The organism is Acidisoma silvae (assembly GCF_020618775.1).
Classification (GTDB): Bacteria; Pseudomonadota; Alphaproteobacteria; order Acetobacterales; family Acetobacteraceae; genus Acidisoma; species Acidisoma silvae.
Genome location: NZ_JAESVB010000001.1, coordinates 793,795 through 807,139 on the forward strand (window position 1 = coordinate 793,795; position 13,345 = coordinate 807,139).

Below are 13,345 nucleotides of genomic sequence, written 5' to 3' on the forward strand. Positions count from 1 at the left end.
AGCCGGCCTTTTCCTGAGCATCTGCATGCAGGCCGGGTGCGGCCGTTCCAGCAAGAAGCGCGGCCCCGGCAAGCAGTGCTTTGGGGCTGAAAAGACGGGAGAACGAATTGCCGATCCCTCGCATGGGAAGCTGGCTACAACACCTTCGCTGCGAAGTGCAACCTCGCTGACAAGATACCTGTCTGTATTCATACTAGATCAGGCGGAAAAGGCCTTAGTTGCCGTCGCTTTTGGCTCTATGACTTTTTTGTAAGGGACAGTTTTTCTTGCAGTTGCAGCAAGTCAGACCAGGCTTCTCTTTTGGCTAAACCTGTCCGAAGTAAGTAAGCAGGATGGTAGGTCGGCAATGTTGGGATGGGTCGATCCATTCCCGGAACGGTCAGGCTCTGCCAGCGCCCGCGAATGCGGCGGATACCCTGGGTATGGCCGGTAATGGCGCGCACCGCCGTCGCTCCCAGCAGCAGCAGGTAATCGGGCGCCACCAGCGCGATGTGACGCAGCACGAAGGGCAGGCAGGTTGCGATCTCACCCTCGGTCGGCGTGCGGTTGCCGGGCGGCCGCCAGGGCAGGATATTCGTGATCAGCACCTGGCCGCGGTCGAGGCCGATGGAGCCCAGCATGCGGTCGAGCAATTGCCCGGAGGCGCCGACGAATGGCAGGCCGGCGCGATCTTCCTCCGCGCCCGGCGCTTCGCCCACCAGCATGATGCGGGCCTCGGGGTTGCCGTCCGCGAAGACCAGATTGGTCGCCGTGTCCTTCAGCGCGCAGCCGTCGAAACCGGCAATGGCCGCGCGCAGCGCATCGCGGGTTTGCGCGGCGGCGGCGAGCGCTGCTGCCTGGGCGGCAGCCGGGCGCGGCAGGCCGCGTGACGCAGGGATAGCAGCGGGGGCCGGATTTGCGCCGGTCCGGGGCGCCATAGGCTCGGCCGGCAGCGGGCGTGCCTTCGGCGGTGCCGAGGGCAAAGCAGGCGCGGCCGGGCGGGCCGAGAGCGCGAAACGGTCTATGCCCGCGTCGCTCAGCCCTTCATCCGCGCCCCACTCGACCTGCAAGGCCAGAAGGGCGAGCGCCTCCCTTTCGGCCGAGGCGGCGCCGCGATCGCCATCGGTCATCGGTGCGGCGGTCCTTATGTTAATTTAACCTATGCGAAGACGCCTGAGGCTGTCGCGACTGTCAAGCAAGCCGGGGCAGGGCATGCCGCCACACCGGATGGCGCAGCCGCGCCATGGCTGATAGCATCCGCGACCATGAGAAATGCTCCGATGCTTGGCCGCTCCGTGCTGCTTGCTTTGACCGCTCTATCCGCCTGCGCGGCAACAACCCCGCCGGGGATGGCACAGACAGGCCCCGACCAGATGGGGCCAGGCCAGGCTGGGGCCTATGGCAATTTCCTGGTCGGGCAATATGCCGCCAGCCGTTATGATTTTCCCCGCGCGGCCAATGCCATGCAGCAGGCGCTGAGCGCCGATCCCGCCGCGTCCCCGGCCCTGTCGGGCGAAACCTTCCTGCTGGAGCTTCTGGCCGGCCATACCGGCACGGCCAGCACCATTGCCGCGACGCTGCCCAAGGATTCGCTGGCGCAGCTGCTGCTGGCTGGGTCCGACGCGCGGGCCGGCCGCTGGCAGGACGCGCTGCACCGCTACCAGGGCCTGCCGACGCCCGATCCTTTGACCAGCGTGCTGAAGCCATTGCTGGTTGCATGGGCGCAGCAGGGCAGCGGCAATACCCGTGCGGCGCTGGCGGCCTTGCAGGGCCAGGGCATCAGCCAGGCGCGCACCATCTTCGCGCTGCATACCGCGCTAATCGCCGACCAGGGCAAGATGGTCGCCGTCGCCGCCCAGAATTACGGCATCGTGCAAGGTGGTATGAACGTCACCAATCTGCGCCTGTCCGAGCTTCTGGCAAGCTGGGACGCGCGCACCGGGGATGTCACCAGCGCCGATCAGGTGCTGGACGCGATGTCGCCGGACCTCGCCATGGCGATGACGCTGCCGGCGCTGAAAAAGCAGATGATGACGCCGCCCGTGGCCAATGCCGTGCAGGGCCTGGCCGAGGTCTATGTCAATCTGGCCGCGGCGCTGGAGGATGAGATCGCCAACGATCCGCAATCCCGCAATCGCCCCGCCGCCCAGCAGACGGTGATGACGATGCTGCAATTGGGTTTGCAGCTGCGCCCCGATCTGACCTCGGCGCGCCTGCTGCTGTCCGAGGTGGTGGACAAGGGCGACAACGCCTCCGTCGCGATGGTGCCTTTGCAGGCGATTGCCAAGACCGACCCGCTTTATCCCCTGGCGGCGCTGCGCGAAGCCGTGCTGCTGGCGCGCCTCGGTCGGACCGATCAGGCGCATAGCCTGTTGCAGCAATTGGGACAGGCCTATCCCGCAAGTCCCGAGCCGCTATTGGCGCAGGCCGATCTGCTGCGCCAGGCCGCAAAATACCCTGATGCGGCGGCGCTCTACACCAAGGCGCTGCCGCTGATGCCGCCGAACAGCCCGGCCGCCTGGGTGGTCTATTACGACCGCGCCCAGTGCTACGATCAGGCCAAGGACTGGCCGCGTGCCCAGGCCGATTTGCAGCAGGCGCTGAAGATTTCCCCCGGCCAGCCCTATGTCCTCAACTATCTCGGCTATAGCTGGGCCGTGAAGAAAGAGAATATGCCCAAGGCGCGTGCCATGATCGAGCAGGCGCTGCAACTGGTGCCGAATGACGGCGCCATCATCGACAGCCTGGGCTATGTGCTGCTGCAACAAGGGCAGGTCCAGGCGGCGGTGCGGACCTTGACCCAGGCGGTCAAGCTGATGCCCGAGGATTCGACGGTCAACGCGCATCTGGGCGATGCCTATGCCGCGGCCGGCGAGCATTTGCAGGCGGTCTTCCAGTGGCGCCGGGCCTTGCAGCTGGATCCCGCGCCGGATCTGACGACGGAGCTTCTGGCCAAGCTGCAGATCAAGGCGGCAAGCCTGCCGGCGGCCCAGCCTGATGCGGCCCAGCCTGATGCGGCCCAGCCGGGTGCGGCTCAGCCGGGTGCGGCCCAGCCGGCCGCGTCCAGCAACTGAGTCGGCGTACATCATGTCCGCTTTGTCCGCCGACCTGGGTTTCGCCCCGGCGAAGGTGAACCTGACGCTGCGCGTCACCGGGCGGCGCCCGGACGGCTATCATCTGCTCGACAGTCTGGTGGTCTTCGCGGGTGTCGGTGACCGGCTATCGGTCAGCCCAGCGGATGACCTGTCGCTGACCGTTACCGGTCCTTTCGGCGGCCCCTTGGCGGCGGAGCCCGATAACCTCGTGCTGCGTGCGGCGCGCCTGCTGGCGGAGACGGCCGGAATCCCAGCGCGGGGCGCTTTGGTCCTGGAAAAGAACCTGCCGATTGCCTCGGGCATCGGTGGCGGGTCGTCAGACGCCGCTGCCGCGCTGCGGCTGCTGTCTGCCTTCTGGCGGGTTACGCTGCCCGAACCGGTCTTGCAGGCCATGGCGCTGAAACTCGGCGCGGATGTCCCGGTCTGCCTGAACCGTCAGGCCGTGCGCATGGCGGGAATCGGGGAAATCCTATCCCCCGTGCCGCCGCTGCCGCCGCTGGGCGTGGTGTTGGCCAATCCGGGCCTGGCTTGCCCGACGCCGGCGATTTTTCGCGCGCGGGCGGCGGCAGGGGCCGGTTTTTCTCCGGCCGACGCCGTGCCGGCAGGGCGCTTCGCGTCACCCGTCGATTTCGCCCATGCTTTGGCCGCCAACGGCAATGACCTGGAAGACCCGGCGATTGCCGTGCAGCCGGCCATCGGCGCCGTGCTGGCGGTGCTGCGGGCCGCGCCCGGCGTGCAATTGGCTCGCATGAGCGGATCGGGCGCCACCTGCTTCGGGCTTTTCCCGAGCCCGCATGACGCCGCCGCCGCCGCATCCGCTATGCGTCATGACGGTTGGTGGGTTTGGGGGGGAGGGCTTTACGAGCCGCCCCTTCGCGCCCTATGAGCATCCGCGCCGGCCAGTCCGGCGGTTCAGGTTTTGGGGCGTAGCCAAGCGGTAAGGCAGCGGATTTTGATTCCGCCATGCGGAGGTTCGAATCCTCCCGCCCCAGCCAGCCGATCCTGTCCCCATATATTGAGCTTGGCAGCCGCTATCGAGCTGGCAGAGTTTAGCCAGTCCGCAAGCGAGGCTAACAGCTTGCGGTTTCCCGCCGTTATCTGAAGGACGCCGGTCATGACCATGGACGATGATCTGTCGCGTATAGCGCTACAGGAACAACAGCTGGTCTTCGCGCGGTTTGACGAAGAGGACGCCTGGACGATCGGCGGCCAGTTGCGCGCCTGGGCGATCGCGCGGGCCGCGCCCATCGTCATCGATATCCGTCTTTTTCATCGCGAGCTGTTCTTCGCGGCCTTGCCGGGTGCGGTACCGGACAATGTCGAATGGGCCAGGCGCAAGATCAATACCGTCCGCCGCTTTCACAAAAGCAGCTACGCCGTCGGTCTGGAACTGAAGGTGAAGAATACCTCGCTGGAAGAGCGATATGGCCTGTCCCTCACCGATTACGCCGCCCATGGGGGCGCCTTTCCGGTGACGGTCGAGGGCACCGGCGTGGTCGGCTGCATCACCGTTTCAGGGCTGCCGCAGCGCGACGATCATAGTCTGGTCGTGGAGTCTATCTGCACGGTCCTTGGGGTGAATGGCAGCGATTTCGTTTTGGGAAATGCTGCCTAACATCAAGATGAAATTGAAAAGGCACCCGAAGGTGCCTTTTCAACGATCGTTTGATCAATAATAGCGGTAATAGCCGTGCGGATGCCCGTGATCCTTCACCAGCTCCCGGTGATGGTAATGCTTGTGGTTGTAATAGTAATCGGCATGCGCGGCCGCGATAGTGCCGGCGGAAACGCCCGCGACGCCCAGCAGCATCAGCGCCATGCGCAGATAATGTTTCATGATCATCCTCCGTAGTCTCGGTTGCCGTCAGAACTGACGATCTGACTTGCCCTCTAGGTCGTGCCGGTGGGCTGATTGGTCAAGCAGCCGTTGGCCGTTTGAAACGATGGGTAACGGAATGCCACCGCATTGACACAACTCGGCGGCGATCCTGCGGCGTGGATTGAAAAAGATCACGATTTCGGGACCGCGCGGGGCTTGACCGCGCGTCCGCGCTTGCGCATGTTCCCATTATGTTCTTGTTTGACCCTGGAACGCATAAGGACGCTCGCATGGCGCGAATCAAGAAAGAGGACCACGCGCGGATTCTGCACATGGTCGACGTCGAACGTCGGGCCGTGCGCGAAATCGCGACGGAATTCGGCTGCACGGCGGCCAATATCTACAGCCTGCTCGCCAAGCTGCGGCGTGCGCCGGCGGAAAGCGGCGAGACTGTCAGCTTTGGCGTGACGGAGGATGCGGCGGGATTGCCAGAGGCCGCTCCGGCCCAGCCTGTGCTCAGTCTGGAAGCGCAACCGGCATCGGTGGATTCGGCGGCCCCGGTCCCGGCGGCGATGGAGCCGGTCGCGGACAAGTCGTTCGCCCCGGCGCTCGTCATCGTCCCCTCCGCCCCACGGCCTTTGGTCAGCCCGCCAGCCTGGCCCGAGCGGACGGCGGCGGAACCGACGCCGATGCCGGAACGGCGCTCGACGGTCGGTGCCCGCCTGTCCAAGCCCGGCATGGGCCTCGTCATGCGGACCGAGGATGGGGAGGAAACGATGACGCCCTTCCGCTCGATCGACGATCTGCTCTCGGCCATCAAGCCCATCCTGCGGGCCAGTGCGCGCAGCCAGGATGCGGTTTGGTTTTCTCTCCAGTCTGTGGATTTATCGGCGATCGAGGTCGACGCCGCCTGACCATGCGGCGCCGGCATGCGCGGATGACGGAAGGGGCGGCAGCATGACGGCATCGGAGGATAGCGGCGCGAGGCCGGTCTGTGGCTGCGCTGACCGATGACCGATACGCTGGAAAAGCTGCGCGCCATCGCCATCGGCCGGACCTTCCGGCCGCTCACCACGCTGGGAGGTGCGGTGGAGGCCATGGGCTTCGTCCAGGCCGACCCCATCCGCGCGCCGGCGCGGGCGCAGGATCTGATTTTGCGCCAGCGCGTGACGGGTTATCGCCCCGGCGATCTGGAGCGGCGCTTTACCCGGCTCGGCCTGGAAGAGGATTTTTTCTACGCCTATGGCTTCATGCCGCGAGAGACGATGCAGCTTCTGCATCCTCGCCCCGATGCCGAAGACCCGGCGGCCGACTACCGGCCGCGCGGCCTGGCGGCCGAGGTGCTGGCCCTGGTCACGGAACGGCGCGAAACCCATCCGCGCGATCTGGAGACCGTCTTCGGCCGGGACCGCGCGGTGAATGCCTGGGGCGGCTTCTCCAAGGAGACGACGCAGGTTCTGCATCAGCTCCATTACCACGGGCTGTTGCGGGTCGTGCGGCGGCAGGATGGCATTCGCGTCTATGGCACCGCCCATAAGCCGCATGAGCCTTTGCCCGCCGAGGAACGGCGCCGGCGGTTATTGCTGCTTTTGCTCGGAATTTTCGCGCCCATCTCCCGCCCCGCTTTGGGCGGCCTGCTGGCTTTGTTGCGGCGAGGCGCGCCGGGGCTGGACGATGTCGGCCAGACGCTGGATCGGCTGCTGGCCGCTGGTGAGGTTGAACGCACAAGTCTGGATCGCGAAACCTATCTTTGGCCGGCGGGCATGGCGATGGACGTGCCGTCGCCGTCGCGGGGCGTGCGCTTCCTGGCGCCCTTCGACCCGCTGGTCTGGGACCGCCGCCGTTTCGCGCATCTCTGGGGCTGGGTCTATCGGTTCGAAGCCTATACGCCGCCACCCAAGCGGCAGTTCGGCTATTATGCGCTGCCCGTTCTGTGGCGCGACCGCATGCTGGGCTGGGTCAATGTGCGCATGATCGATGGCCAGATGCAGATGGAACAGGGATGGATCGAGCCGCCGCCGCGCAGCCGCGATTTCACGCGGGCGCTCGACGCCGAGTCCGCCCGGCTCGAGGAATTTCTGAAAAAGGAATAAAACCGGCGTCAGTCCGGCGCTGGTATTTCGCGTCGCGTCGGGCGAGTTCCGCGTCATAGTCTCGCGCCTTACCGTCTGGCCTGGCGGCGTAGCATTAAACTTTGGCCGGATTTGAACGGAAAGGGCTAGTCCTGGCCGCGCGACTAGACCAAAAGATCGGTTAGGATTTCTTCTGTTTGCGGAGCCAGGACACTTGCCTTCTTTTCCCGAGATTCCGTCTCTGACCCACACGCCTCCGGCGACTGCGGCGGCTCAGAAAATCCTGGCCGCCTATCTGTCCAACCACCGGCTGTCTCCGGTGGCAGCGGCGCATTTGGCCGCGACACTCACCGCATTGCTGAAGGCGCTGGTCGAAGGGCGTGGCGCGAATGTCGCCGTGCCGCGTTTTGTCGCGTCAGCCACCCTGCCTGCGGCGGTGCAGGTCGATGACGATGTCATCGAGGATCTGGCCGAGGAGGATGAAATGGCCGACATGGATGAGGACGCTGCGGAGCCGATAGAGGCAGACGAGCCCGAGCCCGCTGAGCCTGTCCCGGCGCCGCGCCCGCGCCGAGCCGCGAAGGCCAAGGCGACCAAGTCCGCGGTGGTCGAGCCCGTCACACCTGAGCCGGCCGCACCTGAGCCGGCCGCACCCGAGCTGGCTCTGGCCGATGAGCCTGAGGCGGCGGCAGAGCCGCCGGTGAAGACGGCCAAGCCGCGTCGGAGCAAGAAAGTCGCGGACGCCGCGCCAGAGCCGGCTGCCGTCGAAGCCGTTGCCGCAGAACCGGAAGCCGAGCCTGAAGTGGCGGCGGAAGCAACGCCTGACGCAGCACCGCTTGACGAAGCACCGGCAAAAGCCAAGCCCAAAACCAGTCGCCGCAAGCCGAAGGCCGAGGCTGAAACCCAGGCGGCCTTCGATCTCAAGGCTGAGCCGGAGACGGCAGAGGCGCCCGAGGCGATGCCTGTGGCTGCTGCCGATGCCGCGCCTCAGCAGGCCGCGCCTGAGCCGGCCGCACCTGAGCCGGCCGCGCCGGAACCCGTTGCGGTTCAGCCGACTCCTGAGGCGAAGGCTGAACCGGCACCGCCGTCAGCGCCGGCACCCCGGCCGATCCTGCGCGCCGTCATCCGCCCCCCGGTGGTCGAGGACGAGGATTACGATCCCTATCTCGGCGGCCCCATGCCGAAAACGGCGACGCCTGCCGCCCCGCCTCAGCAGACGACGGCCGCGCCCGGGTCAGAGGCTGCACCGTCCGGCGGCCGCAAGAAGCGCAAGCGTCCGCCGCGTCCGGCGCATCAGCGCCGCGCGGCGCGCGAGGGCAACCCGGAATCCGGCCCGACGCCCGCCAATGGCGGGGTCACGGACATGGATGACGATTACGATCCGCTGATCTGAAGGGACAAGCCTGCGCGGTCAGATGAACTGGCCGCGCAGGAAGCCCAAGGCTGGTAACGGACGCCAGGATTTCGGGATGTCCGCGCGCTTCATCGCCTCCACCGTATAATTGGGCGGCGGCTGGCGGCTGGAGCGCAGAAAGGCGGCATAAGCGCGGAGCTGCGATTCCCGCCAGGCGCGGTCAGCCAATGCGGCTTCTTTGCTGGAAAATATCTCCGCGATGCGGCGATTACGCCCGACCGAGGCGACAACCGCCCAGAAGCGGTCTTCGCGGACGCTGGAAAGGGTGATTATTCCATCCATGGATGAAGATTGGCGCGGCACGGCGGCAATCGCAAGTCCGTCGTGCCGGGCTTGATCATCCCAGGCTGATCAGCCTTTCCGCGAGCAGCGTGAACAGGCGCGGTGCATCCAGGCCGGTGATGACGCGGCAATTGGGCTCATGCCCGGGCCGGTGGCGCGGCGCGACAGCCGCAACGCTTTGCCCACGGGCGAGGGGGGCTGTGGTCTCCACCTCGACCCAGGCATCGACACCCTCAAATAGCGTCGGGTCGATCAGATGCGCGATGACGCAGGGGTCGTGCAGGCAAGGGTCGCCATGGCCATAGGCGCGCAGCATGGCGACGGCGGCCTGCCCGACCGCGCCGGATGCGGCTTCCACCGCATCCATCCAGGGCCTGGTGATGAGCGCCTGCGCCGTCACGTCCAGCCCGAACATGGTGAGAGGGATTCCGGCCGTCAGCATGATCTGGGCGGCGTGGGGGTCGATCATGAAATTGAATTCGGCGGCGGGGGATGAATTGCCGGGGCAGAAGGCAGCGCCACCCATGAAGACGATCTCGGGGATCAGCGGAATGATGTCGGGCGCCTTGATCAGCGCGAGGGCGATATTGGTCATCGGCCCCACCGGGCAGAGCGTGATCTGGCCGGGATTGTCGCGCACGATGCGGATGATGGCGTCCACCGCATGTTCGCTCTCGGTGGCGGTGACAGGCGCCGGCAGGTCGATATCGCCCAGCCCGTCGCCGCCATGCACTGAGTTTTTGCGCTCGATCGGCGCCATGATCGGGCGCGGGCAGCCGGCATAGACGGGGATATCGGCGCGCCCCGCGAGGTCACGCACGCGCAGCGCATTCGCCGTCGTCTTGTCCAGCATGACATTGCCGATGACGGTCGTGATGGCCTCGACCTTCACCGCCTCGGGGGCGGCGAAGGCGAGAAGAATAGCCACGGCATCGTCCACGCCGGGGTCGCAATCGATAATAATCCGGCTTGGCGTCATGGTCTGGTCAGTCGCTTATTTCAGATAGTCGTTGGTGTAGTAGGTGCTGGGCGGCAGAACCTTGTCGATCTGCTTGGTGTCCGCCAGCGCATGGGCGATGCCGTCCCATTGCGCGTCCGTCTGCACGAAATAGCCGTTCGGGCCCTTCAGCAGAGGGATCGTCGCCTTCCAGCCGACCGCGTTATAGGCCTTGTCGCCGGACGCCGGATACAGCTTCAGCAAATCGGCCACCGCTTCGTCCGGATGCGCGCTGGCCCATTCCATGCCCTTCTGGGTCGCCGCCAGCCAGGCTTTCACGGTGGCGGGGTGCGCTTCGCCCCAGGCCTTCATGACGGTGAAGTCCCAGACCGGCACATCCGGCATGCCGCCTGCCGGGCCGAGCAGCATGGTCGGCTCCTGCTTGATGGTGGGCACCACATCGGCCAGTGCGTAATTGGCGCAATTGGTGGCGTAGTCGATCTTCTTCGTCAGCAGCATCGGGATATCGTCATCCGTCGCGATGATCTGCTGCACGTCGTTTTCGCCGATGCCCGCCTTCTTCAGGATGTAGGGCATCATCGCCTTGGTCCAGCTGTCGGTATAGACGCCGATCTTCTTGCCCTTCAGCGTAGACAGATCAACCGGTTCGCCCGGGCGGCCGAACAGGCCGCAATTGTTGGACTGCGAATAGACGGCGATGGAGATCAGCGGAATGCCCTGAGCGGCGGCGAAGGCGACGTCGGTCACCGGGTCGAAGCCGATATCGCCGGTGCCTGAGCCCAGCATGCGTACGGTCGTGGAATTGTTCGGCGGGAAGACGGTGGAAACGTCGAGACCCGCATCCTTGTAAAAGCCCTCGGCCTGGGCAACGGCCGTCGGGATCAGCTCGAAATCAGGCGTCACCCAGTCATAGACCAGGGTCACTTTCGTCAGGTCCGCGGCCTGGGCCTGATGTGCCGTAGCAGACAGACCCAGCATGAGCGCGCCGGCCGCCGTGGTGGAGGCGAGCAGCCGCGTGAGGAAACGGAGAGGTTTCATCTCAGACCTTCTGTGTGGATGTTGAGGTGGGGACGTTGCCGCCGAAATAGCCGGGGGCGGTCATGCGGGTGCGCCAGGGCGTGGCGAAATGCTCGACGATGACGACCAGCAGGAATGACCCGATGCCGATGGCCGTCAGCAGCAGCATGGCGCCATAGACGCCGGCGGTATTCATCTGCGCATTGGCCGTCAGCAGGTAGGTGCCGAGGCCGATATGGGAGGAGGCGGTCCATTCGCCGATGACCGCGCCCGTCACGGCATAGCAGGCGCCGATCTTGAGACCCGAGAACAGCGGTCCGATACAGGCGGGCAGGCGCACGATCATGAAGGTGCGCAGCCGCGTGCCGCCCAGCAGGCGGGCAAGATTGACCTGGTCCTGATCGACGCTGCCGAGCCCGTCCAGCACGTTCACCACGACCGGAAAGAAGACGATCCAGGCGACGATGATCAGTTTCGGCGTCAGGCCGAAGCCGAAGATGATGACGAGCGGCGCGGCAATGGCGACGATCGGCACGGCCTGGGAGGTAACGAGCGCCGGATATAGCAGCCGGTGGATGATCGGCACCTGCGACATGATGACGGCCAGGACCACGCCCAGGATCGCACCCACCACATAGCCCCAGAATGTCTCGCCCAGCGTCTGCCAGGTCAGCTGCTGCATGAGCGGAATATTGTCGAAGATGACGCCGATCGCCTTGGCCGGCGAGGGGATGACATAGGCCGGCAGGCCGGTAACGACGAGCACCAGCTCCCAGGCGACGAAGATAAGCGCGATTGCGATGATCCACAGGCCGATATGGCGGGCGTATTCGCGATAGGGGGAGGTTGTCTCGCTCATGCCGGCACCTTCAGGCCGCCGGGCACGCCATGCAGCGTGGCCTGACTGTAAAGCATTTCCATGACCTGGCGCTTGATTTCCACGAAGTCCGGAGAGGTCAGGCAGTCCATCCTGCGTGGGCGTGGAATGGGGATGTCCACTATCCAGCCGATGCGGCCGGGCTTGGGCAGCATGACGACGACACGGTCGGCGAGGAAAATCGCCTCGTCCACGTCATGGGTCACGAACATCACCGTGCGCTTCATTTCGCGCCAGATATCCAGCAGCCATTGCTGCATGCCGATGCGGGTCTGGCTGTCCAGCGCGCCGAAGGGCTCGTCCAGCAGCATCAGCTCGCGTCCGGCCGCGATGGTGCGCATCAGCGCCACGCGCTGGCGCATGCCGCCCGAAAGCGCGCGCGGATAGTGGCGCAGGAAATCGCCCAGGCCGTAATGGCGGGCGAGTTCGGCGGCCTTTTCGCGGTCGGCCTTGCTGGCCCCGCGCGTGAGGGAAGCGCCCAGCGTGATATTGCCCAGAACGGTCCGCCAGGGCAGCAGCAGGTCTTTTTGCAGCATATAGCCGACCTGGCCGGGCTTGCCGGCGATCGATTGGCCGTCGAGCAGGATCTGGCCGGCGGAGACATTCAGCAGGCCTGAGACGGCGTTGAACAGCGTACTTTTTCCGCAGCCCGAGGCACCCAGGATGCAGACGAACTCGCCGTCGCGGATGTCGAGCGACACGTCGCTCAGTGCCCGGAACGTCCCGAAATTATGGGTGACATTGCGGATGGCGAGTTTGACGCTCGCTTCAGTGGACAAGGGACAATCTCTCGGGCCGGCGTGACTTGGACTGCATATTGAAACCCATTCGACACAGAAAGTCGCCGCAGGCTGCCTGTGGCCGCTGCGGCGTGCAAGCCTTTCGTGAAGCAATTCCCGTGCCTGAGGCGTTTGGCCTCAGCGGCCCTATCCCACGGAGTTTGCTCCCAAATCCGCCGAGGTCAGGCGACAGGGGCGCCGATCTTTTGCCGCAGATCGGCAAAAATCGCGTCCTGCGTGCGCTCGAACTGTAGCGGCGTCACGCTGACATGGCCGGCGGCCAGCGCTGCGGTTTCTGTTCCGGTATCGTCGGGTTCGGCCGTGCGGGTCAGCTGCAGCCAGTGGTAGTCGCCCTGGCGTGGGTCTTGCCGGGTCAGCACCTCGACGCCGTCCAGACGACCGCGCCCCTGGCGCGTCACCATCAGCGGCCGCGCCTGATCCACCGCGACGGCCGGAAAATTGATGTTCAGGCAGGCGCCCTTGGCCCAATCAAGGCCGGCCACCTGCCGGATGATGCCGGCCGCGAGGCTGCGCGACGTGTCCCACGGCACGGCGTTCCGGTTCGCAAAGGCCTGGCTCAGCGCGATGGAGGGAATGCCCAGCAGCATTCCCGTCATCGCCGCGCCGACCGTGCCGGAAAACATCGTCTCCACGCCGATATTGGCGCCGCGATTGATGCCCGACAGGATAAGGTCCGGCGGGAGGCCGGCCATCAGGTGCTTAACGCCGATGGCGACGCAATCCGCCGGGGTGCCGGGAACGGCGAAACGCCGCTCGCCCGCCGGCGCAATCCGCAGCGGATCATGCAGGCTGATGGAATGCGACGTGCCGCTCTGGTCATGGGCCGGGGCCACCACCCAGACCTCCCGCGCGATCTGCGCCGCCACCTGAGCCAAAACGGCAAGGCCGGGCGCGTCGATCCCGTCGTCATTGGTCAGCAGCACGCGGTTGAACAGGGGAGCAGTCATCGGTCAGCCTATCGTCGTTTGAGCAGGCAGAATGCGACGAAAGGCGGACAAGCGGCCAGCCCCCCTGTCATGCCCGCCGCGAAGG

The 13,345-nt window shown here is 65.8% G+C and carries 14 protein-coding genes and 1 tRNA gene; 7 read left to right on the forward strand and 8 right to left on the reverse strand.

The window, feature by feature from the left end; all coding sequences use genetic code 11:
* Positions 1-236: 236 nt before the first annotated feature.
* Positions 237-1,109 (reverse strand): uracil-DNA glycosylase, encoded by an 873-nt coding sequence (locus ASILVAE211_RS03785; RefSeq protein WP_227319936.1) that lies wholly within the window; start codon positions 1,107-1,109, stop codon positions 237-239.
* A gap of 150 nt (positions 1,110-1,259) precedes the next feature.
* Here ASILVAE211_RS03785 and ASILVAE211_RS03790 point away from each other — a divergent pair, with 150 nt between their 5' ends.
* From ASILVAE211_RS03790 to ASILVAE211_RS03805, 4 genes are all read left to right on the forward strand, one after another.
* Positions 1,260-3,053 (forward strand): tetratricopeptide repeat protein, encoded by a 1,794-nt coding sequence (locus ASILVAE211_RS03790; RefSeq protein ID WP_227319937.1) that lies wholly within the window; start codon positions 1,260-1,262, stop codon positions 3,051-3,053.
* A 13-nt stretch (positions 3,054-3,066) separates the two neighbouring features.
* Positions 3,067-3,960 carry a 4-(cytidine 5'-diphospho)-2-C-methyl-D-erythritol kinase gene (locus ASILVAE211_RS03795; protein ID WP_227319938.1) on the forward strand — a complete coding sequence of 298 codons (894 nt, stop codon included), beginning with the start codon at positions 3,067-3,069 and terminating at the stop codon, positions 3,958-3,960.
* Positions 3,961-3,994: 34 nt separating this feature from the next.
* A tRNA-Gln gene (locus ASILVAE211_RS03800) sits at positions 3,995-4,069 on the forward strand.
* Between the two features lie 119 nt (positions 4,070-4,188).
* Complete coding sequence (locus ASILVAE211_RS03805; protein ID WP_227319939.1) at positions 4,189-4,689, forward strand: heme-degrading domain-containing protein; 501 nt, start codon at positions 4,189-4,191, stop codon at positions 4,687-4,689.
* A gap of 54 nt (positions 4,690-4,743) precedes the next feature.
* Here the strand turns inward: ASILVAE211_RS03805 and ASILVAE211_RS03810 are convergent, their stop codons facing one another.
* The gene (locus ASILVAE211_RS03810; protein WP_227319940.1) at positions 4,744-4,911 is read right to left on the reverse strand and encodes a hypothetical protein; all 168 of its coding nucleotides are present in this window, start codon (positions 4,909-4,911) and stop codon (positions 4,744-4,746) included.
* Between the two features lie 272 nt (positions 4,912-5,183).
* Here ASILVAE211_RS03810 and ASILVAE211_RS03815 point away from each other — a divergent pair, with 272 nt between their 5' ends.
* From ASILVAE211_RS03815 to ASILVAE211_RS03825, 3 genes are all read left to right on the forward strand, one after another.
* A complete protein-coding gene (locus tag ASILVAE211_RS03815) occupies positions 5,184-5,807 on the forward strand; it encodes a hypothetical protein (RefSeq protein WP_227319941.1) in 624 nt (207 codons plus the stop codon).
* Between the two features lie 96 nt (positions 5,808-5,903).
* Positions 5,904-6,986, forward strand: a complete 1,083-nt coding sequence (locus ASILVAE211_RS03820) for a DNA glycosylase AlkZ-like family protein (RefSeq protein ID WP_227319942.1) — start codon at positions 5,904-5,906, stop codon at positions 6,984-6,986.
* A gap of 193 nt (positions 6,987-7,179) precedes the next feature.
* On the forward strand, positions 7,180-8,358 hold the full coding sequence (locus tag ASILVAE211_RS03825; protein ID WP_227319943.1) for a hypothetical protein: 1,179 nt from the start codon (positions 7,180-7,182) through the stop codon (positions 8,356-8,358).
* Between the two features lie 18 nt (positions 8,359-8,376).
* Here ASILVAE211_RS03825 and ASILVAE211_RS03830 read toward each other — a convergent pair whose 3' ends face one another.
* From ASILVAE211_RS03830 to surE, 6 genes are all read right to left on the reverse strand, one after another.
* Positions 8,377-8,682, reverse strand: coding sequence for a hypothetical protein (locus ASILVAE211_RS03830; protein ID WP_319799529.1), 306 nt, complete (start codon positions 8,680-8,682; stop codon positions 8,377-8,379).
* A 34-nt stretch (positions 8,683-8,716) separates the two neighbouring features.
* Positions 8,717-9,640: a nucleoside hydrolase gene (locus ASILVAE211_RS03835; RefSeq protein WP_227319944.1), complete on the reverse strand. Its 924-nt coding sequence runs from the start codon at positions 9,638-9,640 to the stop codon at positions 8,717-8,719.
* A 15-nt stretch (positions 9,641-9,655) separates the two neighbouring features.
* The gene (locus ASILVAE211_RS03840) at positions 9,656-10,657 is read right to left on the reverse strand and encodes an ABC transporter substrate-binding protein (protein ID WP_227319945.1); all 1,002 of its coding nucleotides are present in this window, start codon (positions 10,655-10,657) and stop codon (positions 9,656-9,658) included.
* A 1-nt stretch (position 10,658) separates the two neighbouring features.
* Complete coding sequence (locus ASILVAE211_RS03845; RefSeq protein WP_227319946.1) at positions 10,659-11,495, reverse strand: ABC transporter permease; 837 nt, start codon at positions 11,493-11,495, stop codon at positions 10,659-10,661.
* Entirely contained in the window at positions 11,492-12,292 is an 801-nt protein-coding gene (locus ASILVAE211_RS03850) for an ABC transporter ATP-binding protein (protein ID WP_227319947.1), read from the reverse strand. The genes ASILVAE211_RS03845 and ASILVAE211_RS03850 overlap by 4 nt, the downstream gene beginning before the upstream one ends.
* Positions 12,293-12,474: 182 nt before the next feature.
* Positions 12,475-13,260 (reverse strand): 5'/3'-nucleotidase SurE, encoded by a 786-nt coding sequence (surE, locus tag ASILVAE211_RS03855; RefSeq protein WP_227319948.1) that lies wholly within the window; start codon positions 13,258-13,260, stop codon positions 12,475-12,477.
* Positions 13,261-13,345 lie beyond the last annotated feature (85 nt).

Bases quoted from the DNA above. Each gene is read 5' to 3' on its own strand.
- ASILVAE211_RS03785 (WP_227319936.1), bottom strand. From the start codon at position 1,109: ATGACCGATGGCGATCGCGGCGCCGCCTCGGCCGAAAGGGAGGCGCTC.
- ASILVAE211_RS03790 (WP_227319937.1), top strand. From the start codon at position 1,260: ATGCTTGGCCGCTCCGTGCTGCTTGCTTTGACCGCTCTATCCGCCTGC.
- ASILVAE211_RS03795 (WP_227319938.1), top strand. From the start codon at position 3,067: ATGTCCGCTTTGTCCGCCGACCTGGGTTTCGCCCCGGCGAAGGTGAAC.
- ASILVAE211_RS03805 (WP_227319939.1), top strand. From the start codon at position 4,189: ATGACCATGGACGATGATCTGTCGCGTATAGCGCTACAGGAACAACAG.
- ASILVAE211_RS03810 (WP_227319940.1), bottom strand. From the start codon at position 4,911: ATGAAACATTATCTGCGCATGGCGCTGATGCTGCTGGGCGTCGCGGGC.
- ASILVAE211_RS03815 (WP_227319941.1), top strand. From the start codon at position 5,184: ATGGCGCGAATCAAGAAAGAGGACCACGCGCGGATTCTGCACATGGTC.
- ASILVAE211_RS03820 (WP_227319942.1), top strand. From the start codon at position 5,904: ATGACCGATACGCTGGAAAAGCTGCGCGCCATCGCCATCGGCCGGACC.
- ASILVAE211_RS03835 (WP_227319944.1), bottom strand. From the start codon at position 9,640: ATGACGCCAAGCCGGATTATTATCGATTGCGACCCCGGCGTGGACGAT.
- ASILVAE211_RS03840 (WP_227319945.1), bottom strand. From the start codon at position 10,657: ATGAAACCTCTCCGTTTCCTCACGCGGCTGCTCGCCTCCACCACGGCG.
- ASILVAE211_RS03845 (WP_227319946.1), bottom strand. From the start codon at position 11,495: ATGAGCGAGACAACCTCCCCCTATCGCGAATACGCCCGCCATATCGGC.
- surE (WP_227319948.1), bottom strand. From the start codon at position 13,260: ATGACTGCTCCCCTGTTCAACCGCGTGCTGCTGACCAATGACGACGGG.